This window comes from Pseudoxanthomonas sp. SGT-18, from assembly GCF_003931645.1.
Lineage (GTDB): Bacteria > Pseudomonadota > Gammaproteobacteria > Xanthomonadales > Xanthomonadaceae > Pseudoxanthomonas.
Window position 1 is genome coordinate 211,885 of sequence record NZ_RRYJ01000005.1, and the last position, 22,955, is coordinate 234,839.

The 22,955-nt window shown below is 72.0% G+C and carries 21 protein-coding genes; 15 read left to right on the top strand and 6 right to left on the bottom strand.

What is annotated here, in order from left to right; all coding sequences use genetic code 11:
* The first annotated feature begins 63 nt into the window (after window positions 1-63).
* The 3 genes from cysW to EIM47_RS09150 all read left to right on the top strand — a co-directional run bounded on the left by cysW (window position 64) and on the right by EIM47_RS09150 (window position 2,859).
* Complete coding sequence (gene cysW / locus EIM47_RS09140) at window positions 64-978, top strand: sulfate ABC transporter permease subunit CysW (RefSeq protein ID WP_125076738.1); 915 nt, start codon at window positions 64-66, stop codon at window positions 976-978.
* Window positions 979-987: 9 nt separating this feature from the next.
* The gene (locus EIM47_RS09145; protein ID WP_125076712.1) at window positions 988-2,037 is read left to right on the top strand and encodes a sulfate/molybdate ABC transporter ATP-binding protein; all 1,050 of its coding nucleotides are present in this window, start codon (window positions 988-990) and stop codon (window positions 2,035-2,037) included.
* Between the two features lie 132 nt (window positions 2,038-2,169).
* Window positions 2,170-2,859 carry a TorF family putative porin gene (locus EIM47_RS09150; RefSeq protein WP_125076713.1) on the top strand — a complete coding sequence of 230 codons (690 nt, stop codon included), beginning with the start codon at window positions 2,170-2,172 and terminating at the stop codon, window positions 2,857-2,859.
* Window positions 2,860-2,927: 68 nt separating this feature from the next.
* On the opposite strand, the gene tdh is transcribed toward EIM47_RS09150, so the two are convergent.
* On the bottom strand, window positions 2,928-3,962 hold the full coding sequence (tdh, locus tag EIM47_RS09155; RefSeq protein WP_028915546.1) for an L-threonine 3-dehydrogenase: 1,035 nt from the start codon (window positions 3,960-3,962) through the stop codon (window positions 2,928-2,930).
* Window positions 3,963-4,226: 264 nt separating this feature from the next.
* On the opposite strand from tdh, the gene EIM47_RS09160 reads away from it, so the two are divergent.
* The 7 genes from EIM47_RS09160 (at window position 4,227) to EIM47_RS09190 (ending at window position 12,571) form a co-directional block, all read left to right on the top strand.
* The gene (locus tag EIM47_RS09160; protein ID WP_026010534.1) at window positions 4,227-6,311 is read left to right on the top strand and encodes a S46 family peptidase; all 2,085 of its coding nucleotides are present in this window, start codon (window positions 4,227-4,229) and stop codon (window positions 6,309-6,311) included.
* Between the two features lie 90 nt (window positions 6,312-6,401).
* Window positions 6,402-7,046: a histidine phosphatase family protein gene (locus tag EIM47_RS09165; protein WP_019398706.1), complete on the top strand. Its 645-nt coding sequence runs from the start codon at window positions 6,402-6,404 to the stop codon at window positions 7,044-7,046.
* A 165-nt stretch (window positions 7,047-7,211) separates the two neighbouring features.
* On the top strand, window positions 7,212-8,486 hold the full coding sequence (gene folC / locus EIM47_RS09170) for a bifunctional tetrahydrofolate synthase/dihydrofolate synthase (protein ID WP_125076714.1): 1,275 nt from the start codon (window positions 7,212-7,214) through the stop codon (window positions 8,484-8,486).
* Between the two features lie 62 nt (window positions 8,487-8,548).
* Window positions 8,549-9,580, top strand: a complete 1,032-nt coding sequence (locus tag EIM47_RS09175; RefSeq protein ID WP_125076715.1) for an SPOR domain-containing protein — start codon at window positions 8,549-8,551, stop codon at window positions 9,578-9,580.
* A gap of 34 nt (window positions 9,581-9,614) precedes the next feature.
* A complete protein-coding gene (locus EIM47_RS09180) occupies window positions 9,615-10,256 on the top strand; it encodes a CvpA family protein (RefSeq protein WP_019398184.1) in 642 nt (213 codons plus the stop codon).
* 19 nt (window positions 10,257-10,275) lie between these two features.
* Window positions 10,276-11,745: an amidophosphoribosyltransferase gene (gene purF, locus EIM47_RS09185; protein WP_019398185.1), complete on the top strand. Its 1,470-nt coding sequence runs from the start codon at window positions 10,276-10,278 to the stop codon at window positions 11,743-11,745.
* 10 nt (window positions 11,746-11,755) lie between these two features.
* Window positions 11,756-12,571, top strand: coding sequence for a ferritin-like domain-containing protein (locus EIM47_RS09190; protein ID WP_028915549.1), 816 nt, complete (start codon window positions 11,756-11,758; stop codon window positions 12,569-12,571).
* Window positions 12,572-12,584: 13 nt separating this feature from the next.
* On the opposite strand, the gene lpxH is transcribed toward EIM47_RS09190, so the two are convergent.
* A complete protein-coding gene (lpxH, locus tag EIM47_RS09195) occupies window positions 12,585-13,331 on the bottom strand; it encodes a UDP-2,3-diacylglucosamine diphosphatase (RefSeq protein ID WP_125076716.1) in 747 nt (248 codons plus the stop codon).
* A 183-nt stretch (window positions 13,332-13,514) separates the two neighbouring features.
* Here lpxH and EIM47_RS09200 point away from each other — a divergent pair, with 183 nt between their 5' ends.
* The 3 genes from EIM47_RS09200 (at window position 13,515) to EIM47_RS09210 (ending at window position 16,887) form a co-directional block, all read left to right on the top strand.
* A complete protein-coding gene (locus EIM47_RS09200) occupies window positions 13,515-14,828 on the top strand; it encodes a diguanylate cyclase (protein ID WP_240626193.1) in 1,314 nt (437 codons plus the stop codon).
* A 162-nt stretch (window positions 14,829-14,990) separates the two neighbouring features.
* Complete coding sequence (gene gltX, locus EIM47_RS09205) at window positions 14,991-16,394, top strand: glutamate--tRNA ligase (RefSeq protein ID WP_125076717.1); 1,404 nt, start codon at window positions 14,991-14,993, stop codon at window positions 16,392-16,394.
* A gap of 13 nt (window positions 16,395-16,407) precedes the next feature.
* Window positions 16,408-16,887: a transcriptional repressor gene (locus tag EIM47_RS09210; RefSeq protein WP_019398190.1), complete on the top strand. Its 480-nt coding sequence runs from the start codon at window positions 16,408-16,410 to the stop codon at window positions 16,885-16,887.
* A gap of 30 nt (window positions 16,888-16,917) precedes the next feature.
* Here the strand turns inward: EIM47_RS09210 and EIM47_RS09215 are convergent, their stop codons facing one another.
* From EIM47_RS09215 to EIM47_RS09225, 3 genes are all read right to left on the bottom strand, one after another.
* The gene (locus tag EIM47_RS09215; RefSeq protein WP_125076718.1) at window positions 16,918-18,135 is read right to left on the bottom strand and encodes an MFS transporter; all 1,218 of its coding nucleotides are present in this window, start codon (window positions 18,133-18,135) and stop codon (window positions 16,918-16,920) included.
* Window positions 18,132-18,563 carry a MarR family winged helix-turn-helix transcriptional regulator gene (locus tag EIM47_RS09220; protein WP_164514576.1) on the bottom strand — a complete coding sequence of 144 codons (432 nt, stop codon included), beginning with the start codon at window positions 18,561-18,563 and terminating at the stop codon, window positions 18,132-18,134. The genes EIM47_RS09215 and EIM47_RS09220 overlap by 4 nt, the downstream gene beginning before the upstream one ends.
* Before the next feature lie 102 nt (window positions 18,564-18,665).
* The gene (locus EIM47_RS09225; RefSeq protein WP_125076720.1) at window positions 18,666-20,852 is read right to left on the bottom strand and encodes a TonB-dependent receptor; all 2,187 of its coding nucleotides are present in this window, start codon (window positions 20,850-20,852) and stop codon (window positions 18,666-18,668) included.
* A gap of 77 nt (window positions 20,853-20,929) precedes the next feature.
* Between EIM47_RS09225 and EIM47_RS09230 the strand changes: the two genes are divergently transcribed.
* Entirely contained in the window at window positions 20,930-21,343 is a 414-nt protein-coding gene (locus EIM47_RS09230) for a MerC domain-containing protein (protein WP_125076721.1), read from the top strand.
* A 75-nt stretch (window positions 21,344-21,418) separates the two neighbouring features.
* Window positions 21,419-21,589, top strand: coding sequence for a 30S ribosomal protein THX (locus EIM47_RS09235; protein ID WP_019399589.1), 171 nt, complete (start codon window positions 21,419-21,421; stop codon window positions 21,587-21,589).
* Window positions 21,590-21,667: 78 nt separating this feature from the next.
* Here EIM47_RS09235 and hutI read toward each other — a convergent pair whose 3' ends face one another.
* A complete protein-coding gene (gene hutI, locus EIM47_RS09240; RefSeq protein ID WP_028915555.1) occupies window positions 21,668-22,891 on the bottom strand; it encodes an imidazolonepropionase in 1,224 nt (407 codons plus the stop codon).
* Between the last annotated feature and the right edge of the window lie 64 nt (window positions 22,892-22,955).

The window sequence follows — 22,955 nt, forward strand, 5'->3', positions numbered from 1 at the left end:
ATGGCGCCACAGACGGGTGGTAACGTGCAGGGCGTCATCGCCCTGGATCCGCCGCAACTGACCATGGCCCCGAGCGCGCCCACCGTCGGTGCCCGCCCGGCCTCGCCGACCAGCGAGCCGCGCTGGGTGCAGTGGCTGCTGATCGCCGCCGCGATCGGCTTCCTGCTGGCGTTCCTGCTGCTGCCGCTGCTGCTGGTGTTCGCCGAGGCGCTACGCGGCGGGATCGGCGCGTTCCTGGCCGCGATCCGCGAGCCGGACGCGCTGGCGGCGATAAGGCTGACCCTGCTGGTCACCGCCATCACCGTGCCGCTGAACCTGGTGTTCGGCGTGGCCGCGGCCTGGCTGGTGGCCAAGCACGAGTTCCGCGGCAAGCGCATCCTGGTGAGCCTGATCGACCTGCCGTTCGCGGTCTCGCCGGTGGTGGCCGGCCTGGTGTTCATCCTGGTGTTCGGCGCCCATGGCTGGGCCTGGCCGCTGATCGACGAGGGCGTGCAGCTGTCGCTGCCGCTGCTGGGCCAGGTGCACCTGCAGCTGCCGAAGATCGTGTTCGCGCTGCCGGGCATCGTGCTGGCCACGGTGTTCGTGACCTTTCCGTTCATCGCCCGCGAGCTGATGCCGCTGATGGAGCAGCAGGGCAGCGACGAGGAGCTGGCCGCGCTGAGCCTGGGCGCCAGCGGCTGGCAGGCGTTCTGGCGGGTGACCCTGCCCAACATCCGCTGGGGCCTGCTGTACGGCGTGCTGCTGTGCGGCGCCCGCGCCATGGGCGAGTTCGGCGCGGTCTCGGTGGTGTCCGGCCACATCCGCGGGCGCACCAACACCCTGCCGCTGCACGTGGAGATCCTCTACAACGAATACGCCTACAGCGCCGCCTTCGCGGTGGCCACGCTGCTGGCGCTCAGCGCGCTGGTGACCCTGGTGCTCAAGACCTGGCTGGAGTGGCGCCACGGCGAATCGCTGGCCGCCACGCACCGGCACTGAGGACGCACGATGAAGATCGAGATCCAGAACCTGCACAAGTGCTTCGGCGCGTTCGCCGCGCTGGACGACATCGACCTGGAGATCCGCGACGGCGAGCTGCTGGCGTTGCTGGGCCCGTCCGGCTCGGGCAAGACCACCCTGCTGCGGGTGATCGCCGGGCTGGAGCATGCCGACGGCGGGCGCATCCTGTTCGGCGGCGAGGACGCTTCGCGGCTGACGGTGCAGGAGCGGCGGGTCGGCTTCGTGTTCCAGCACTATGCGCTGTTCCGGCACATGACCGTGGCCGAGAACATCGCCTTCGGGCTGAAGGTGCGCCGCGGCCGCGAGCGCTGGCCGGCGGCCCGGATCGCCGCGCGGGTGGAGCAGCTGCTGTCGCTGGTGCAGCTGCAGGACCTGGGCGGGCGCTACCCGGCGCAGCTGTCCGGCGGCCAGCGCCAGCGCGTGGCCCTGGCGCGTGCGCTGGCGATCGAACCGCGGGTGCTGCTGCTGGACGAGCCGTTCGGCGCGCTCGACGCCCAGGTGCGGCGCGACCTGCGCGGCTGGCTGCGGCAGCTGCACGTGCAGACCGGCCTGACCACGGTGTTCGTGACCCATGACCAGGAGGAGGCGCTGGAGCTGGCCGACCGGGTGGCGATCCTCAACCGCGGCCGGATCGAGCAGCTGGCCACCCCGGCCGAGGCCTACGACCGCCCGGCCAGCCCGTTCGTGTATTCCTTCGTCGGCGCGGTGAACCGCCTGCGCGGGCGACGCCAGGGCGACCGCATCGAGGTTGGCGGCCTGGTGCTGCCGCCGCCGTGCGGGCCGCTGCCGGGCGGGGACTCGGCGGAACTGGACGTGTACGTGCGCCCGGAGGACCTGCGCCTGGGCGAGGGCGGCTGGGAGGCGGTGGTGGTCGATGCCCAGCGTAGCGGCCCGCGCCTGCGGGTGCGGGCACGCCTGCAGGGCGGGCAGGGTCAGGAAGTGGAGGTGGAGCTGCCGGTGGACGCGCAGCAGGCGCATCCGCCGGGGAGCCGGGTCGGGCTGGTGCCGGTGCGCTACGGGGCGTTCGCCGGGGCCTGAGCAGCGGGCGGGGCACCGGGAACTGGTTGACGCTGCAATTGTTGCGTCGCAATATCCGCTGGGTTAAGTATTTGTGAACCGTGACGGCTCCCGGCCGCCCGCGTGCTCCACCCCACCAGAGGAGATCCAAGGATGAAGTCCTTCAAGCTCGCTGCTTCGCTCGCCGTCCTGCTGTCCGCAGTCCCGTTCGTCGCGTCCGCGCAGGAGGAGTCGCCGTTCTCCTGGGAAGTGACCGCCGTTTCCGATTACGTCTGGCGTGGCGTCTCGCAGTCCGACGAGGATCCCACGCTGCAGGCCGGCTTCACCTACACCTCGGCTTCCGGTTTCTACGCCGGCGTCTGGGGTTCGGGCGTGGACTTCGGCCCGGGCGACCCGAACACCGAGGTCGACGGCTTCATCGGCTACAACGTCGACCTGAGCGACGCGGTCAACTTCGACGTGATGATCAACCGCTACACCTACCCGGGTGCCAGCGACCTCAACTTCAACGAGCTGATCACCACCACCACCTTCGCCGAGAACTACTCGCTGACCGTCGCCTACAGCAACGACTTCGGCGGCAGCGACACCAAGGCCTGGTACGTGGCCGGCGGCGCCAGCATCGGCCTGCCGAACGACTTCAGCCTCGACCTGGGCGTCGGCCGCAGCATGTTCGACGACGACTACAGCGACGACTACACCGACTGGAGCGTCGGCCTGAGCCGCAGCTGGGGCCTGTTCAGCGCCTCGCTGGCCTACGTCGGCACCGACGGCAGCGGCCGCGACATCTTCGGCGACCTGGCCGACGACCGCGTGGTGCTGGCCCTCAGCATCGGCCAGTAACGGCCCCCGCGGCAAAGGAAAAAGGCGCCATGCGGCGCCTTTTTTCCGTTCCAGGGCCGGCCGCGTGCTCAGGTCCAGCTGAGCACGACCTTGCCGGCGCGGCCCTGCTCCATCAGGTCGAAGCCCTGCTGGAACTCGTCGATCGGCAGCTGGTGGGTCAGCACCTTGCCCAGCGGGAAGCCGGACAGCACCAGCTGGGTCATCTTGTACCAGGTCTCGTACATCTTGCGGCCGTAGATGCCCTGCACGGTCAGGCCCTTGAAGATGATCCGTTCCCAGTCGCAGCCGGCGCCCTTGGGCATGATCCCGAGCATGGCGATCCTGCCGCCCGGGTACATGCATTCGAGCATGTCGTTGAACGCGCGCGGGTTGCCGCTCATCTCCAGGCCCACGTCGAAGCCTTCCATGTGCAGGTCCGACATCACGTCGCGCAGCGACTGGTTGGCGACGTTGACCACGCGGGTGGCGCCCATGTCGGCGGCCAGCTTCAGGCGGTAGTCGTTGACATCGGTGACCACCACGTTGCGCGCGCCGATGTGCTTGCAGATGCCGGCGGCGATGATGCCGATCGGGCCGGCGCCGGTGATCAGCACGTCCTCGCCGACCACGTCGAACTCCAGCGCGCAGTGCGCGGCGTTGCCGTAGGGGTCGAAGAACGCCGCCAGCTCCGACGGCACCGGATCCGGCACCGGCCACAGGTTGGACGCCGGCATCACGATGTACTCGGCGAAGGCGCCGTCGCGGTTCACGCCGATGCCCACGGTGTGCGGGCACAGGTGCGGGCGGCCGCCGCGGCAGTTGCGGCAGTGGCCGCAGACGATGTGGCCCTCGGCCGACACCCGCTGGCCGACCTTGTAGCCGGACACGCCCGGGCCCAGCTCGGCGATGCGGCCGACGAACTCGTGGCCGATCACCAGGCCAGGCCGGATCGTGCGCTGGCTCCACTCGTCCCACAGGTAGATGTGCAGGTCGGTACCGCAGATGGCGGTCTTCTCGACCTTGATCAGCACCTCGTTGGGGCCGGGCTGCGGCACCGGGACCTGCTCCATCCAGATGCCCCTGGCGGCTTCGCGCTTGACCAGCGCCTTCATGGTTCGGGACATCGGCGGGACCTCGGTGGCAGGGAGGGGAAGGCGCGCATTATAGGTTGCCAAAGAAACCATGGCGTCGGCGGCGCCCGTGCCGGGGGTGGCCATCCCCGGGTTGTCCGGGGAACCTGCCAAAAGTCATGGGCTCTCCCGGGGCGGGCGGGGGCTAGAATCCCGGTTCCTTTCGGTTGGAACCAAATGCCCATGCGCCTGCGCACCCTTTCCCTGTCCGTATTTGCCGCCTTGCTGGGCGCGCCGCTTGCCCATGCCGTGGAAGGCATGTGGGTCCCGCAGCAGCTGCCGGAGATCGCCGGTCCGCTGAAGCAGGCCGGGCTGGAGCTGTCGCCGGAGCAGCTGGCGGACCTGACCGGCGACCCGATGGGCGCGGTGGTCGCGCTGGGCGGCTGCACCGCCAGCTTCGTCTCGCCGCAGGGCCTGGTGGTGACCAACCACCACTGCGCCTACGGCGCCATCCAGCTCAACTCCACCGCCGAGAAGAACCTGATCAAGGAAGGCTTCAACGCCGCCACCCCGGCCGAGGAACTCAGCGCCGGTCCCAACGCGCGCGTGTTCGTGCTGGACGAGATCACCGACGTCACCGCCGAGGCGAAGGCCGCGATCGCCGCCGCGCCCAACGCGCTGGCCCGCACCCGCGCCCTGGAGGCGTTCGAGAAGAAGCTGGTCGCCGAGTGCGAGTCCGAGCCGGGCTACCGCTGCCGCCTTTACAGCTTCTTCGGCGGCAACACCTACCGCCTGTTCAAGAACCTGGAGATCCGGGACGTGCGCCTGGCCTACGCGCCCCCGGGCAGCGTGGGCAAGTATGGTGGCGACATCGACAACTGGATGTGGCCGCGCCACACCGGCGACTTCGCGTTCTACCGCGCCTACGTCGGCAAGGACGGCAAGCCGGCGCCGTTCTCCCCGGACAACGTGCCGTACCAGCCAAAGCACTGGCTGAAGATCGCCGACAAGCCGCTGGGCGCCGGCGACTTCGTGATGGTCGCCGGCTACCCGGGCTCGACCAACCGCTACGCGCTGGCCGCCGAGTTCGACCACACCGCGCAGACGGTGTACCCGGAGACCATCCGCCACTACCGCAACCTGATCGGCATGATCGAGGAGGCCGGGCGCAAGGATCCGGACATCCAGGTCAAGTACGCCAGCAACATGGCCGGCTGGAACAACTACGCCAAGAACTACGAGGGCCAGCTGGAGGGCTTCAAGCGCATCGACGCGGCCGCGCAGAAGCACGCCGAGGAAGCGGCGGTGCTGGCCTGGCTCAAGGGCCAGGGCAGGAAGGGCCGCGAGGCGCTGCAGGCGCACGCGAAGCTGGTGCAGCTGCTGGAGCAGTCCAAGGCGACCCGCAGCCGCGACTACACCCTGGCCATGTTCAACAACACCGGCGTGGTCGGCGCGGCCACCCAGCTGTACCGCCTGTCGCTGGAGAAGGCCAAGCCGGACGCCGAGCGCGAGCCGGGCTTCCAGCAGCGCGACCTGCCGACCATCGAGGGCGCGATGAAGCAGCTTGAGCGCCGCTACGTGCCGGCCATGGACCGCCAGCTGCAGGCCTACTGGCTCAACGAGTACATCAAGCTGCCCGCGGCCCAGCGCGTGCCGGCGGTGGACCAGTGGCTGGGCGGCAACGACGCCGTGGCCGTGGAGCGCGCCCTGGACCGCCTGGCCGCGACGAAGCTGGGCAGCACCGAGGAGCGCCTGAAGTGGCTGTCGGCCGACCGCGCCGCGTTCGAGGCCAGCGACGACCCGGCGATCCAGTACGCGGTGGCGGTGCTGCCGACCCTGCTGAAGCTTGAGCAGGAGCGCAAGGTCCGCGCCGGCGAGAACCTGGCCGCGCGCCCGGTGTTCCTGCAGGCGGTGGCCGACTACAAGAAGAGCCAGGGCAAGGCGGTCTATCCGGACGCCAACCTGTCGCTGCGCATCACCTTCGGCAACGTCACCGGCTACGAGCCGAAGGACGGCATGGCGTACACCCCGTTCACCACGCTGGAGGGCATCGTCGCCAAGGACACCGGCGAGGAGCCGTTCGACTCCCCGAAGGCGCTGCTGGACGCGGTCAAGGCCAAGCGCTACGGCGGGCTGGAGGATCCGCGCATCGGCTCGGTGCCGGTGAACTTCCTGTCCGACCTGGACATCACCGGCGGCAACTCCGGCTCGCCGGTGCTGGACGCCCAGGGCAAGCTGGTCGGCCTGGCCTTCGACGGCAACTGGGAGTCGGTCAGCTCCAACTGGGTGTTCGACCCGAAGATGACCCGTATGATCGCGGTCGACGCCCGCTACATGCGCTGGATCATGCAGGAGGTCTACCCGGCCCCGCAGCTGCTGCAGGAAATGGGTATTACCCGCTGAAACCGTCCGGGCCACGGGCCCGGCGGTCGGGTATCATGCGGCCCCCGTCGCGCGCAGGCGCGGCGGGGGTTTTTTCCCAGAGGGGACTCCATGCGCATCCTGCTTGCACGCCACGGCGAGACGCCGTGGAACGCCGAAGGCCGCTACCAGGGCCAGATCGACATCCCGCTCTCGCCGGTGGGCGAGGCCCAGGCCCGCGCGCTGGGCGAGCGCCTGCGCGACGTGCCGGTCACCCGCGCGGTGGCCTCGCCGCTGTCGCGCGCCCGTCGCACCGCCGAGCTGGCGCTGGGCGAGGACCGCGCCGGGATGCTGCAGCTGGATCCGGACGTGCAGGAGATCGCCCACGGCGAGTGGGAAGGCCTGCTGGCCAGCGAGATCAACGAGAAGGACCCGGCCCGCCTGCGCGCCTGGCGCGAGGAGCCGGACACGGTGCTGATGCCCGGCGGCGAATCGCTGCGCCAGGTGCTGGACCGTTCCTGGCGCGGCCTGGTGCGCGCCACCGAGGGCCTGGGCGCGGACGACATCCTGCTGCTGGTCGCCCACGACGCGGTCAACCGCGTACTGCTGTGCAGGATCCTGGGCCTGCCGATCAGCAAGCTGTGGACCTTCCGCCAGGCGCCGACCACGCTGAACCTGCTCGAAGGCCCGGACGTGGAGCACCTGGAAGTGGTGCGCCTGAACGACTGCTCGCACCACACCCCGTTCTTCGGCGAAGCCAAGCACCGGGCGCTGTAAAGCCCGGCGGCGGCCGGGACGCCTGGCCGCGCGCCCGCGCCGTGACCGGTGCCGAGGCGCCCGCCCGGGCGAGCTGCCATCCTGTTCCCGCGGCGCCGGCCGATGCGGCCGCACGCCGCGCCGTGGCCGCGGCACGCCCGCGGCGCGCCACTACCCTGGACCCGCATGAGCTCCACGTCCCGCACCCTGGCCGAATGGCTGGCCTACATCGAGACCCGGCATCCGCGCAGCATCGAGCTGGGCCTGGAGCGCGTGCGCGAGGTTGCCGCGCGCCTGGGGCTGCAGCGGCCGGCGGCGCAGGTGGTCACCGTGGCCGGCACCAACGGCAAGGGCTCGACCGTGGCCTTCATCGAGGCCATCGCCCGCGCCGACGGCTGGAAGGTCGGCGCCTACAGCTCGCCGCACCTGCTGCGCTACAACGAGCGGGTGCGGATCGATGGCGCCGAGGCCGCGGACGATGAGCTGGCCGCGGCCTTCGCCGCGGTCGAGGCCGCCCGCGGCGACACCCCGCTGACCTATTTCGAGTACGGCACCCTGGCGGCGCTGTGGCTGTTCCAGCAGGCGGGGCTGGACCTGGCGGTGCTGGAGGTCGGCCTGGGCGGCCGCCTGGACGCGGTGAACATCGTCGATCCGGACGTGGCGGTGATCACCACCGTCGACGTGGACCACGTCGACTGGCTGGGCAGCGACCGCGAGGCCATCGGCCAGGAGAAGGCCGGCATCGCCCGGGCCTGGAAGCCGCTGGTGCTGGGCGAGATCGACCCGCCTTCCAGCGTGCTGCGCCATGCCTACGCCATTGGCGCCAACGCGATCCGCGCCGGCAGCGACTACTTCCACGAGCCGGCCGGCGAGGGCCAGTGGCAGTGGCGCGAGATCGGCACCGAGCTGCTGCTGCCCGATCCGCAGCTGGCCGCCCCGGTGCAGCGCGCCAATGCCGCCGCCGCGATCGCGGCCCTGCGCGCGCTGCCGCGCTCGCCGGCGGAACCGGCGTGCGCGGCCGGCGTGGCCGCCGCGCGCATCCCGGGCCGGCTGGAGCGCTTCGAGCACGACGGCGTGGAGGTGGTGGTCGACGTGGCCCACAACCCGCAGGCCGCGCGCGAACTGGCTGCCTGGGCGAAGGCGCGGCCGGCGTCCGGCGCCACCGCCATGGTCCTGGCGGTGCTGGCCGACAAGGACGCGGCGGCAATCGTGCAGGCGCTGGAAGGCTGCGTGGACCGCTGGCACCTGGCGGGTCTGGAGGGCATCGCGCGCGGGGAAGCGGTCGATGCGTTGGCCGCGCGCCTGGCCGGTACCGCGGCCGCCACCGGCAGCCGCGATGCCAGCGTGGAGGCGGCGCTGGCGCGCGCCCTGGCGCAGTCGGCGCCGGGCGACCGGGTGGTGGTGGCCGGCTCGTTCCACACCGCCGCCGCCGCGCTGGCGATGCTGCGTTCAGGGCAATGACGGTTGGCCCGGCCGGGCTCCCCCTATAATTGCCGCCACTTCCCGCCAGGCCCCCAGCTCCCGTGGATACCACGCTGAAACAACGCCTGATCGGCGCGGCCGTGCTGGTCGCGCTCGCGGTCATCTTCCTGCCGATGCTGGTGCAGGGCCCGGCCCCCGACAGTGGCGTGGCCGACGTCTCCACCCGCGTCCCCGATGCGCCGGCCAGCGGCTACGAGACCCGCGAGCTGCCCCTGCTCGGTGCGCCCGCCGAGGTGGATGCCCCGGCGCCCGCCCCCGAGGCCGAAGCCGCCGCGACCGACGGCGAGGCGGCCGAGGCCGCGCCCGACCCGGCCACCGCGGCGGGACGCTGGGCGGTGACCTTCGGTGCCTATGCCAGCGAGAAGGATGCCGAGGCGGTGATCAACCGCCTGCGCCAGGCCGGCCTGGAGGGCTTCAGCGAGCGCACCACGGTGGGCGACCGCCCGGCTTGGCGCGTGCGTGTGGGACCGTTCGCCGACCGCGCCCTGGCCGAAGCCGGGCGCCTGCGCGCGGTGCGCATCCGCAACGACGTCAACGCCCAGGTGATCGCGCTGGACGCAGGCGCCGGGGAAGCCGCGCCGGCCGCCGCCGCGGCGACCGCGCCGGATACCGCGGCCGCTGCCGCTCCTGCTGCGACTACCGCGTCGCCCGCAACGACGGCGACGACGCCGCAGCCCGCCGCGGCGCAGCCCGCGCCGGCGCGCGATGCCCCGCGCCCGGCCGCGACCACGCCGGCGCCGGCGAAGACCACCGCGACCCCGGCCAAGTCGGCCACCGCCAGCACCTCCGCGGCCACCCCGTCCACCAGCGTGCCGGCGCCTTCGCCCACGCCGGCGGCCAGCAACGTGGGCTTCGCGGTGCAGATGGGCGCGTTCTCCAGCCAGGCCGACGCCAATGCGCTGCGCGACCGCCTGCGCGCGGCCGGCTTCAGCGCCATCGTGCAGCCGGTGCGCACCGACAAGGGCACCCTGCACCGGGTGCGGGTCGGGCCGGTGGCCACGCGCGCCGAGGCCGAGCAGCTGCGCGGGCGCCTGGCCGCCCACGGCGGCGGCATGGTGGTGCCGCACCCGTGAGCAGGACCGGCGCCGGCGCGCCGGCCGCGAAGCCATGAACGCGATCGACCTGGTCCTGCTGCTGGTGATTGCCGCTTCGGCCCTGCTGGGCCTGTTGCGCGGCTTCGTCGGCGTGGTCGCCTCGCTGCTGGCCTGGATCGCGGCCAGCTGGTGCGCGTTCCACTACGGCGGGCAGCTGGCCTTCCTGATCAGCGAGGATGGACAGCCCGGCACCTCCGGGCTGCTGGCTGGCTACGCGCTGGCGTTCTTCGGCGTGCTGGTGGCGGTGAGCCTGGTCGGCTGGATCATGCGCAAGCTGCTGCACTCGGTGGGCCTGTCGGGCGTGGACCGTGTGCTGGGCCTGGCCGTGGGCGTGCTGCGCGGCGCGCTGGTGGCCTGCGTGATCGTGCTGCTGATGGCTTTCAGCACCTTGCCGCAGCAACCGGCCTGGGCGCAGTCGCGCGCGCTGCCGCTGCTGCTGCCGGGCGCGCAGTGGCTGGCGCGCTGGCTGCCGGAGTGGGCGGCCGGCGAACTGGACTTTGGCAACGGTCGGGCCGGCGGCGATAATGGCGCCCTTCACCGCGCCGGCGCCATCGTCGAATCCCTTACCGGGGCCCTTCCCGTTCCCGATGACGCGGCGCCGCCGCCACCCGGCGGGGAGCCTCCTTCCTCTTCCAGTCCCAACCCCGGTCAGTAGACCGTCGGAGATTTGCATCATGTGCGGCATCGTCGGAATCGTCGGCAACGACAACGTCGCGGGCCAGTTGTATGACGGCCTGACCGTGCTCCAGCACCGCGGCCAGGACGCGGCGGGCATCGCCACCGCCGACGGTACCCGCCTGCGCCTGCACAAGGACAACGGCCTGGTGCGCGACGTGTTCAACGCCAAGGCGATGAGCGTGCTGGAGGGGCGGGTGGGCATCGCCCATTGCCGCTATCCGACCGCCGGCTCGGAGGGCATGGACGAGGCGCAGCCGTTCTACGTCAACTCGCCCTACGGCATCGCCCTGGCGCACAACGGCAACCTGATCAACACCGAGGCCCTGCGCCAGCAGGTGTTCGCCCAGGACCGCCGCAACATCAACACCGACTCCGACAGCGAAGTACTGCTGAACGTGTTCGCGCACGAGCTGGACGTGCAGGGCGAGCTGACCCCGCAGGCCGCGATCCGCGCGGTCGCCGGGGTGCACCGCCGGGTCAAGGGCGGCTACGCGGTGGTCAGCGTGGTGCTGGGCCTGGGCCTGGTCGCGTTCCGCGACCCGCACGGCATCCGCCCGCTGGTGCTGGGCAAGCGCGAGGGCGCGGCCGGTGCCGAGTACATCGTGGCCTCCGAGTCGGCGGTGCTGGACATCCTCGGCTTCGCCCGCGTGCGCGACGTGCAGCCGGGCGAGGCGCTGGTCGTCACCCCGCGCGGCGAGGTGTTCGCCGAGGTCTGCGCCGAAGCGGTCGAGCAGGCGCCGTGCATCTTCGAGTACGTGTACTTCGCGCGCCCGGACTCGATGATCGACAACGTCTCGGTGCACAAGGCGCGCATGCGCATGGGCGTCAAGCTGGGCGAGAAGATCCTGCGCCTGCGCCCGGACCACGACATCGACACCATCATCCCGATCCCGGACACCTCGCGCGACGCGGCGCTGGAGATCTCCAACGTGCTGGGCGTGAAGTACCGCGAGGGCTTCATCAAGAACCGCTACGTCGGCCGCACCTTCATCATGCCGGGGCAGGGCGAGCGGGTTAAGTCGGTGCGGCGCAAGCTCAATCCGATCCACCTGGAGTTCCGCAACCGCGTGGTGCTGCTGGTGGACGACTCGATCGTGCGCGGCACCACCAGCCAGCAGATCGTGCAGATGGCGCGCGACGCCGGCGCGCGCAAGGTGTACCTGGCCAGCGCCGCGCCGCCGGTGCGCTACCCCAACATCTACGGCATCGACATGCCCTCCACCGACGAGCTGATCGCGCACGGCCGCAGCGTCGAGGAGGTGGAGAAGCTGCTGGGTTGCGACTGGCTGATCTACCAGGACCTGGAGGACCTGGAGGCCGCGGTGCGCGAGGGCAACCCGCAGCTCACCCGCTTCGATTCCTCCTGCTTCAACGGCCAGTACGTGACCGGGATCGAGCCGGGCTACTTCGAACGCCTGCAGCAGCTGCGCTCGGACGAGGCCAAGCGCCGCCGCCGCGCCTGCTGAGGAGGCGGCGATGGAGCTGTACCAGGCCGCGCGCGCCTGCCTGGACGAGGCCGATCCGGCCCGCAAGGTCGCGCTGACCCACGAATACGCCGCGGCCTTCGCCCGCGGTGACATCGTCCTGCCCGGGGAAGCGCCGCCGCCGGAACCGATCCGCATGCCGGGGCGGCCGCCGCGGCCGAAGCTGGTGCATCCGCGCCACCTGCCGCGCCGCGGGCTGGGCAGCGAGGAAGGGCGGGCGGCGTTCCTGCACGCGATCGCCCACATCGAGCTCAATGCCATCGACCTGGCCTGGGACGCGGCCTACCGCTTCCGCGGCCTGCCCGAGCGGTTCTACCGCGACTGGGTGCAGGTGGCCGACGACGAGGCGCGCCACTTCACCTTGCTGCGCGACCGCCTGCGCCGGATGGGCCGCGACTACGGCGACTTCGACGCCCACAACGGCCTGTGGGAGATGTGCGAGAAGACCGCGCACGACGGCATGGCGCGCATGGCCCTGGTGCCGCGCGTGCTGGAGGCGCGGGGGCTGGACGTCACCCCGGGCATGATCGCGCGCCTGCGCGACATGGGCGACCTGGACACGGTGGCGATCCTGGAGGTCATCCTGCGCGAGGAGGTGGCGCACGTGGCCGCCGGCTCGCGCTGGTACCGCTGGTACTGCGAGCGCGCCGGGGTCGAGCCGCGCGCCCGCTTCCGCGAACTGTTGCGCGAGTACGCCAGCGGCTACCTGCACGGCCCGTTCAACGTCGAGGCGCGGCTGCTGGCCGGATTCGACGAGGACGAGCTGGAATCGCTGCGCTACGTGGAAGCGGAGCAGGCCGGCGGCTGAGCCGGCCTGCCGCTCAGCCCGGCGCCAGCGCCTGCAGCTGCGCGCCGCCGGCGTCCACCCGCAGCACCGAGCCCTGTTCGTACCAGTCGCCGAGCACGATGCGCCGGCAGTCGCGCGTGCCCACTCGCAGCGCGTGCACCGCCGGGCGGTGGGTGTGGCCGTGGACCAGCAGGTCCACGCCGAAGCGGGCGAGGGTGGCCTCGACCGTGGCCGGGGTGACGTCGGTGACGGTCTCGAAGGTGCCGCGGTCGCCCTGCAGCATTTCCTGCTGCCGCGCCATGCTGGCCTGGCGGGCCTGCGCCGCGAACGCCAGCCGCGCCTGCAGCGGCTGGGCGAGGAACTGCTGTTGCCAGCGCGGGTCGCGGGTCTGGGCGCGGAAGGCTTGGTAGGCGGTGTCGTCGCTGCACAGCAGGTCGCCGTGCATCAGCAGCGCCGGGCGGCCGTACAGCGATACCACCGACGGATCCGGCAGGATGCGCATGCCGGCGCGGCGGGCGTAGTCCTGGCCGACCAGGAAGTCGCGGTTGCCGTGCATGAAGTACACCGGCACCCCGGCGTGGGCCAGGGCGTGCAGCGCGGCGGCCACTTCCGTCCCGGCCTCGGACGGGTCGTCGTCGCCGACCCAGGCCTCGAACAGGTCGCCGAGGATGTACAGCGCGTCGGCGCCCGCAGCCTCGCCGCGCAGGAAGCGCAGGAACAGGGCGGTGATTTCCGGCCGGGCCGGATCCAGGTGCAGGTCGGAGACGAACAGGGTGGCCATCGCCGGATTGTAGGCTGGGCCGCGCCCTCCCGCCCGTGCCCGGCGCCAGGCGGCAGGCGGCCGCGCCGGTGGCCGGGGGGTGCATGGGTCACACAGTGCAGGCGGGAATGGCCTTTGGTAACGTCCCTGCAATTCTAGGCGGTCGTGCACGCGCCGCCTGTCCACAGGGATGGTAGAGGGCACATGACCGCGGCCGGTGTAGACGTTTCTCCGACTCCGACGTCCCACTCCGGGCAACGCAAGCACGTCGCACTGGCCCTGCTGGCGGGCGTGGCCCTGACCCTCGGCGCGATCGCCGGCTACGACCTCATCCCGCCGGTGCGCTTCGACGTGACCCGGGTGCCGAAGGACGCGACCATGCTGTCCTCCACCCCGGTGCCGGGCCGCGCCGAGGCCGGCGAGTGGCTGGACGAGGGCAAGCGCCGCCTGCGCTGCCACTACCCGCCGGGCACCAACGAGCCCCTGTACTACTGCGCGGTCAACTACTTCATCGGCTCCGGCCCCGACCGCGGCCTGGACCTGTCGAAGTACACCCACGTGGAGGTCAAGGTCGTCTACAAGGGCGACGTGCCCAAGCTGCGGCTGTTCGCGCGGCACTTCGACCCGCGCTACTCCACCGTCGGCGACACCAACAGCACCAAGTACAACGCGGTGTTCCTGCCGACCCAGGACCTGCGCGCGCCCCTGTCGCTGGGCACGGACGAGTTCACCGTCGCCGAGTGGTGGCGGCTGTACTACAAGCTGCCGCGCGAGCTGGCGCACGCCGAACTCAGCAACGTGGTCACGGTGGGGCTGGATTTCTCCTACCCCATGACCGAGGGCGTGCACGACCTGGAGGTGCAGGAGATCACCTTCGTGCGCCCGGGCCTGTCGCGCGAGACCTGGTACCTGGGGATCCTGGGCGTATGGCTCACCGGCATCGTGCTCTACGCGCTGCTGCAGCTGCGCACCTACCGCACCGAGCGCCGCCTGCTGCAGAACGAGGCCGAGAACTACCGCGCCCGCGCCACCACCGACCCGCTGACCCTGGCGCTGAACCGCCACGGTTTCGAGCAGCGTTGGGCGCGGCTGCCGGCCGGCCCGGTCGCGCCCGGCCACGCGCGGGCACTGCTGGTGCTGGACATCGACCACTTCAAGCGCATCAACGACAGCTGCGGCCACGACGCCGGCGACCGCGTGCTGCGCGAGCTGGCCGTGCTGCTGCGGCGCCAGCTGCGCTCCAGCGACTGGCTGGTGCGCTGGGGCGGCGAGGAGTTCGTGGTCCTGCTGCCGGGCGTGCGCAGCGACCAGGTGCCGGCGCTGGCGGAGAACCTGCGCGCGGCGGTCGAGGCCCATGCCTTCGAGCCGGGCGTGCCGGTCCCGGTGACGGTCAGCGTGGGCGTGGCCCTGCAGGGGCCGGACGAGGGCTTCGACGCGCTGTTCAAGCGCGCCGACGCGGCCCTGTACGAGGCCAAGCGCGGCGGGCGCAACCGCGTGGTCATCGCCCCCGGTCCCTAGCCGGCAGGCCGGCGCGGGCGCGGTGGACCAGGCGCTGCAGGGCCAGGGGGACGGTCCGTGGCCCGTCCTGCACCGCCGCGGCCGGCCGGGCGCCACCGGCCCGGGCCATGGGCGCTGCGCAGGCGGGGTAAAATGTCCCATTCCGTCCACGTCTTCCTCCCCATGACTTGCCGCACCCGCTTCGCCCCCAGTCCCACCGGCTACCTGCACATCGGCGGTGCCCGCACCGCGCTCTACTGCTGGCTGGAGGCGCGCCACCGCGGCGGCAAGTTCGTGCTGCGGATCGAGGACACCGACCGCGAGCGCAGCACCCAGGCGGCGATCGACGCCATCCTCGAGGCCATGGACTGGCTGGGCCTGGACTACGACGAGGGCCCGGTCTACCAGACCCAGCGCGTCGACCGCTACCGCGAGGTGGCCGAGCAGCTGATCGCCGAGGGCAAGGCCTACTACGCCTACGAGAGCAAGGAAGAGCTGGACGCCATGCGCGAGGCGGCCATGGCCCGTGGCGAGAAGCCACGCTACAACGGCGCCGCGCGCGACCTGAACCTGCCGTACCGCGACGACCCCAACCGCGTCATCCGCTTCAAGAACCCGACCGAGGGCGTGGTCGCGTTCGACGACCTGATCAAGGGCCGGATCGAGATCGCCAACAGCGAGCTGGACGACATGGTGATCTTCCGTCCGGACGGCTACCCGACCTACAACTTCGCGGTCGTGGTCGACGACTGGGACATGGGCATCACCGACGTGATCCGCGGTGACGACCACATCAACAACACCCCGCGCCAGATCAACCTGTACCAGGCCATCGGCGCCCCGGTGCCGAAGTTCGGCCACATGCCGATGATCCTGGACGAGGCCGGCGCCAAGCTGTCCAAGCGCACCGGCGCGGCCGACGTGATGCAGTACAAGGACATGGGCTACCTGCCCGACGCGCTGCTGAGCTACCTGGCGCGCCTGGGCTGGTCGCACGGCGACCAGGAGATCTTCAGCCGCCAGGAGCTGGTCGAGCTGTTCGACGTGCGCAACTGCAACTCCAAGGCCGCGCGCCTGGACATGGCCAAGCTGGGCTGGGTCAACCAGCACTTCCTCAAGACCACCGATCCGGCCGCGGTCGCGCCGCACCTGGTCTACCAGCTGGAGAAGCTGGGCCTGGACCTGGGCAAGGGCCCGAAGCCGGAGGAAGTGGTCGTGGCCCTGCGCGAGCGCGCGCAGACGCTGAAGGAAATGGCCGAGAAGGCCGTGGTCTGGTACACCCCGCTGGAGCACTACGACGAGGCCGTGGTGGCCAAGCACCTCAAGCCCGGCGCCGACGCCGCCCTGGCCAAGGCCCGGGAGCTGCTGGCCGCGCTGCCGGAGTGGACGGTGGAGGCGGTCGGCCAGGCCCTGCACGACACCGCCGCGGCGCTGGAACTGGGCATGGGCAAGATCGCCCAGCCGCTGCGCGTGGCCATCACCGGCACCCAGGTCAGCCCGGACATTTCCTGGACGGTCTACCTGGCCGGCCGCGACGAGGCCTTGAAGCGCATCGACGCCGCCATCACCAAGGTTCCAAAGGGCTGACCACGGAGGCGCCATGCCGCATGCCTGCACCGACCCCCATCACCATGTCCACAGCGCCGAAGCGTTCGTGCGGGCGGTGGAGCGGGCCTGCAGCGAGCGCGGCCTGCGCCTGACCCCGATCCGCGCCAACGTGCTGCGGCTGATCGCCGATGCCGGCAAGCCGGTGAAGGCCTACGACCTGCTGGAGAAGGTACGCGAGACCAAGGGCGCCGGCGCCGACGCGCCGCCGACCGTGTACCGCGCGCTGGATTTCCTGATGGCCAACGGCTTCGTGCACAAGCTGGCTTCGGTCAACGCCTTCGTCGCCTGCCACCATCCCAACAGCGCGCAGCACTCCGTGCCGTTCCTGATCTGCGACCGCTGCCATAGCGCGGTGGAGCTGGAGGACCGCGAGGTCGTGGCCCAGCTCGACGCGCGCGCCAAGGCGCTGGGCTTCCAGCCCCAGGCGCAGACCCTGGAAGTGCACGGCCTGTGCGCGCGCTGTGCCGGCTGAGCCGGCGCGCCCGGACGTGGCTTGCGGCGGTCAGGCCGCCGCGGGTGCCAGCTTCCGCTCCCTGATCGGTGCATTGGCCACTGCGGCCACCAGCGCCAGGGCCATGTCCGCGTACCACATCCACTGGTAGCTGCCGGTGCCCTCCAATGCGACGCCACCCAGCCAGGCGCCGAAGAACCCGCCGACCTGGTGCGAGAGCAGGGTCAGGCCGAACAGCGTGCCCAGGTAACGCGGGCCGAACAGCTTGCCGACCAGGCCGGCGGTCGGCGGCACCGTCGCCAGCCAGGTGAAGCCGAGGCCGGCGGCGAACAGGTAGAAGGTCCAGGCGCTGGGCGGGGCCAGCAGGAACAGCGCGATCAGCAGCGCGCGGCTGGCGTACATCGCCGCCAGGATCCACTTCATGCGGAAGCGCTCGCCCAGCTTGCCCGCGGCCAGGCTGCCGGCGATGTTGAACAGGCCGATCAGGGCGATGGAGACCGCCGAGACGCTGGCCGGCAGGCCGCACAGCGCCACCTCGCCGGGCAGGTGGGTGACCAGGAAGGCCACGTGCACGCCGCAGGTGAAGAAGCCCAGGTGCAGCAGCCAGTAGCTGCGGTCGCGTGCGGCCACGCCCAGCTGGTGGCGCAGGCCGCGGTCCTCGAAGCCCTCGTGCGCCGGCGGCGCCTCGCCCTCGCGGCGGCGGAAGCAGCGCGCCAGCGGCAGGGTCAGCAGCGAGGTCGCGGCCATGCCCAGCATCGCCACGGTCCAGCCGGCCGCGCCGATCACCAGCTGCAGCACCGGCGCGAACACGAACTGGCCCAGCGAGCCGCCGGCATTGATGAAACCGGCCGCCGACGAGCGCCGCTGCGGCGGCAGCCGCCCGGCGGTGGCACCGATCAGGATGGAGAAGCTGCCGGCGCCCGCGCCGGCGGCGGTCAGCACCCCCAGGCTCAGCATCAGCCCCGGACCGGAAGGCAGGAACGGGACCAGCGCCAGGCCCGCGGCCAGCAGCAGGCCGCCGCCGACCAGCACCGGTTCGGAGCCATGGCGGTCGGCCAGCGCGCCGAACACCGGCTGCACCGCGCCCCACACGAACTGGCCGATCGCCAGCGCCAGGCTGATGGTGGCGATGCCGACGCCGGTATCCAGGTGGATCGGCGCCACGAACAGGCCGGTGGTCTGGCGCGCACCCATGGTCAGCATCAGGATCACCGCGGCGGCCACCACCAGGGTGGGGGTGCCGGGCGTGCGGGCAGTGTCCGCGCTCATTCCCCTGTCTCCTTGGCCAGTGCGTCGTCCAGTGCGTCCAGCGCGGCGTGCAGCTGGCCCAGCGGGCCGCTGCCGAGCAGGGCGTCGATGCGCCGCTGCGCGCGCTGCCACAGCGGGCGTGCACGGGCCAGGCGCTGGCGGCCGGCCGCGGTCAGTGCCAGCACGCGCCGGCGCGGATCCTCATCGCGGACTTCGGCAACCAGTCCGTCGCGCAGCAGTGGCTGCAGGTTGCGGCTGAGGGTGGTGCGGTCCATGCCCAGGCTCGCGGCCAGCGTGCCCAGGCTTTGCGGCGTGCGCGCGTGGCGCAGCAGCGAATACTGGTTGACGTTGAGCCCGGCGCCGGCCAGGGCGTGGTCGTAGATCTGCGACACCAGGCGTGCGGCGCGGCGCAGCCGGAAGCAGGTGCAAGGCGAGTGCGGGGCGGGCATGCGGGCGGCCTGCGTGGGGCGGGCCGCCACTATACGTGCATATGCACGTATTTATGGAAGCGCGCCGCCGCCGAAGCGTGGCGGCGCGCGCATCGTGCGAGGTCAGAACCAGGCGCGTACGCCGAACGCCACCGCGCGTCCCGGCAGCGGCGCGTATTCGCGCAGCAGGGAGGTGTGCGGACGCGCCTCGGTGTCGCCCAGGTTGCTGCCATCCAGGAACAGCTCCCAGCGGCCGCCGTGCGGCTGTTCCCAGCCGTAGGACAGGTGCGCGTCGACCAGGGTGTAGCCGGGGCTTGGTTCCTCGTTGCCTGCCACCCGGTCCTGCGCGCGGTAGCGCACCGCGCCCAGCGAGGCGCGCCAGCCGCCCAGGTCCCAGGCCAGGCTTGCACCCAAGCGCCCGGGCGCGATGCGCGGCAGCGGACCGCGGTTGTCCAGTTCCACGACGTAGGCGTGGGCATGGTCGCCGTGCGGCACCTCGAACGCCGCCGTGCGCGTGCCGCTGCCGTCCAGTTCGCCGCGCACGTGGTCGGCAAACAGGCGCAGATCCCAGCGGCCGCTGGCGTTGTCGGCCAGGTGCAGTACGGCCTCGGCCTCGGCGCCGGTGAACACCGCGTCGGCCTGGGTCCACAGCCGCACCGGCACCTCGTGCTCGGACACGCCGGTATCGGCCAGGTGGATGAACTCGTCGAAGCGGCTGCGGTACACCGACAGCTCCAGGTCGAAGCGCTCGTGGTGCGCGTGCAGGCCGATCTCGCCACGCAGGGCGGACTCGGTGTCCAGGCCGACGTCGCCCACCTCCAGCGAGGCGGTGGCCACGTGCAGGCCGCCGGCGTAGAGCTCTTCCTGGGTGGGCGCGCGCTCGGAGCGGTCCACGCCCAGGCGCAGGTCCAGGGACGGGGCCAGCTTCCAGATCGCCGAGGCCGAGAGGCTGGTGGCGCCGAAGCTGCGCCGCGGCTTGCCGCCTTCCGGTTCCAGCTCGACCCGGTCGTGGCGCGCGCCGAATTCCATCTTCAGCGGGCCGGCGCTCTTTTCCTGCAGCACGAACAGGCCGTGGCTGCGGGTCAGCGTGGCCGGCACGAAGGCTTCGGCGCCCACCGCACCGAAATCGACCCGCCCGGATTGCAAACCGAAGGCGCCGCGCCAGCCGCCCAGTTCCTTCTGCACCGCCTGCACGCGGGCGTCGTAGCCGCTGCTGGTGAAGCGGGTGCCGACCTCGCCGCCTTCCAGTTCCACGTGTTCGTAATCGCTCCAGGCGCCGTGGAAGTCGATCCGCTCCAGGAACGCGGCCGGTGCGTAGATCCCGCCCTTCAGCTCCAGGCGGTCCTGGCGCAGGTCGATGCGCACGTCGTGGGCGTGGTCTTCCTGGCCGTGCGCGTCCCCGTCGCCGTGTTCCTCTTCCCCGTGCCCATGGTCGCCGGCGTGCACGTGCGCGCCCGGCGGAATGCCGTACTCGCTGCGGTAGGTGCTGGCGGCCACGCCCAGGTAGCCGGCATCGCCCAGCCAGGTCAATCCGAGGCCGCCGGCGCGGGTCTGCATCGCGCTGTTGCCCAGGCGGCCCGGCGCGGCCTCGTGGCCTTCCTCCCCCGCGTCGTGGTCGTGCGCGGCGTGGGCCTGGCCGGGGATGTCGTAGTCGCCGGTATCACGCAGCAGGCCGTCCACGTGCAGCACGAGGTTGTCGCCGCTGGTGCCGTCGAGCCGGAACATGCCGCTGCGCTCGTTGTTGACCGTGTTGCCGCGCAGCTCGGCGCGGCCGGACAGCGGTGCGCCGGGCAGCTCGCGGGCGATGCGGCCGTCGACCACGTTGACCGCGCCGCCGATGGCCCCGCTGCCGAACAGCAGGGTCGCCGGGCCCTTGAGCACCTCGATCTGGTCGGCCAGGAACGGCTCCACGCTGGCGGCATGGTCGGCGCTGACGGTGGACGCGTCCTGGCTGCCCAGCCCGCTTGCCAGCACCTGCACGCGCGGGCCGTCCATGCCGCGCAGGATCGGACGGCCCACGCCCGGGCCGAAATAGCTGGTCTGCACGCCGGGCAGCCGGGCCACGGTCTCGCCCAGGGTCGCGGCGCGCGCGTCATCGAGGGCCTGGCCCTGCAGCACTTCCACCGGGCGTGCCAGGGTCTCCGCATCGCCGGCCAGCGGCGAGGCGGTGACCTGCAGCGCCGGCAGTTCGGTGGGGTCGTCGTGGGCCAGCGCCAGGGCTGGCAGGCCCGCGCAGGCCAGCGCGATGGAGGCTGCCAGCGGCGCACGGACGAGGACGCGGGAAGCGGGGGAACGCATCGGATCGGGCATGCGTAGGTCCTTGGGGGTGACGTGGGAGGGCGGATGTTATAATGTATCGCTCATTCCGGTGCCAGCCCCCCCCGCCCATGCCCCATCACCGCCACCACCACCGCCTCGTCGATCGCCTGGCCGCCACCGGCTCGCTGCTGTGCGCGATCCATTGCGCGCTGACGCCGCTGCTGCTGGCGGCGGTGCCGGCGCTGGGCATGTCGCTGTGGTTCGACGACGGGGTGGAATGGACCCTGGTGGCCTTCGTCAGCCTGCTGGGCGTGTTCAGCCTGGGCTGGAGCTACCGCCGCCACCGTGCGCTGCGCGCGCTGGGCCTGCTCGTGCCGGGCTTGCTGGCACTGTGGGCCGGGCTGCTGTACGCGCCGCTGCACGAGGCGGCGGTGCCGCATGCGGTGGCGATGACCTTCGGCGGCACCCTGGTCGGCGTGGCCCACGTGCTGAACCTGCGGCTCAACCATGGCCATGTTCATGACGCCAGCTGCGCCCATTGAGCGCGCATGCTAGGCTTGCCGCCCTGTCGCGCGCCGCGCGCCGTCCAAGTTATTCGAAATCAAGGAGTTAAATGAATGGGCAAGGGTGACCGCAAGACCGCCAAGGGCAAGCGCTACAACTCCAGCTACGGCAACGCGCGCCGCCATGGTGGCACCCGTGCCGCGGCGGGTGCGGCCGCGCCGGCGGCCAAGAAGACCGTCGTGAAGAAGGCCGTGGCCAAGAAGACGGTGGCCAAGGCCGGCTGATCGCCTCCTCGCAGCAGTACTCCCGGAACGCGGCGCCTGGCGCCGCGTTCTGCGTTTCGGGGCAGGATTTCCCGCGCCTCAGTACAGCTGGCGGCCACCGCTCCAGGCCGAGGCCGCCAGGTTGCCGCCCAGCCAGTAGCAAAGTTCGGCCGGCGCCTTCGCGTTCCACAGCACGAAGTCCGCACGCAGGCCCGCGGCCAGGCGGCCGCGATCATGCAGCCCGAGCGCACGCGCGGCGTGCACCGTGGTCCCGCGCAGGGCTTCCTCCGGGGTGAGCCGGAAGTGGGTGCAGGCCAGGGACATGGCCAGGCGCAGCGACTGCAGCGGCGAGGTGCCGGGATTGCAGTCGGTGGCCACCGCCATCGCCACGCCCCGGGCACGGAATGCATCCAGCGGCGGCAACCGCGTCTCGCGCAGCACGTGGAAGGCGCCGGGCAGCAGCACGGCCACCGTGCCGGCGCGTGCCATCGCCGCCACGCCTTCGGGCGAGGTGTGCTCGACATGGTCGGCCGAGAGCCCGCCGAATTCCGCCACCAGGGCCGCGCCGGCGCCGTCGCTGAGCTGGTCGGCGTGCAGCTTCACCGGCAGGCCGAGCGCGCGCGCGGCCTCGAACACCCGGCGGGTCTGCGCCGCATCGAAGCCGATGCGCTCGCAGAACGCATCCACCGCGTCGACCAGGCCTTCGGCGTGCAGCCGCGGCAACCATTCGCAGACCGCGGCGATGTAGTCGTCGGCGCGGCCGGAGTACTCCGGCGGCAGCGCGTGCGCGCCGAGGAAGGTGGTGCGCACCTCGATGCCCAGGCTGGCGCCGACCTGGCGCGCGACCTGCAACATGCGCCGTTCGCTGTCGAAGTCCAGGCCATAGCCGGACTTGATCTCCACGGTGGTGGCGCCGTCGGCCACCAGCGCGCGGGCGCGCGGCAGCGACTGCGCCAGCAGGCTGGCCGGATCGGCGGCACGGGTGGCGCGCACGGTGGAGACGATGCCGCCGCCGGCGCGGGCGATCTCCTCGTAGCTGGCGCCGGCCAGGCGCTGCTCGAACTCGCCGGCGCGGTTGCCACCGAACACCAGGTGGGTGTGGCAGTCGACCAGGCCCGGCGTCACCAGGCGACCGCCGGCCTGCAGCACCTGCGCGGCCAGTGGACCATCGCCGGCCGGCAATGCCCCGCGTGGGCCGACCCAGGCGATGCGGCCGTCCTTCCACGCCAGCGCGCCGTCCTCCACCAGGCCGTAGCCGGGGCCGTCGAGGGTGGCCAGGCGCGCATCCAGCAGCAGGCCGTCCCACAGCGGCGGGCGGGTCATCGGAAGCCCTCGCGGGCCATCGGGATCGCGTCGGTCATGGCCGGGATTCTCGCACGCACATGCC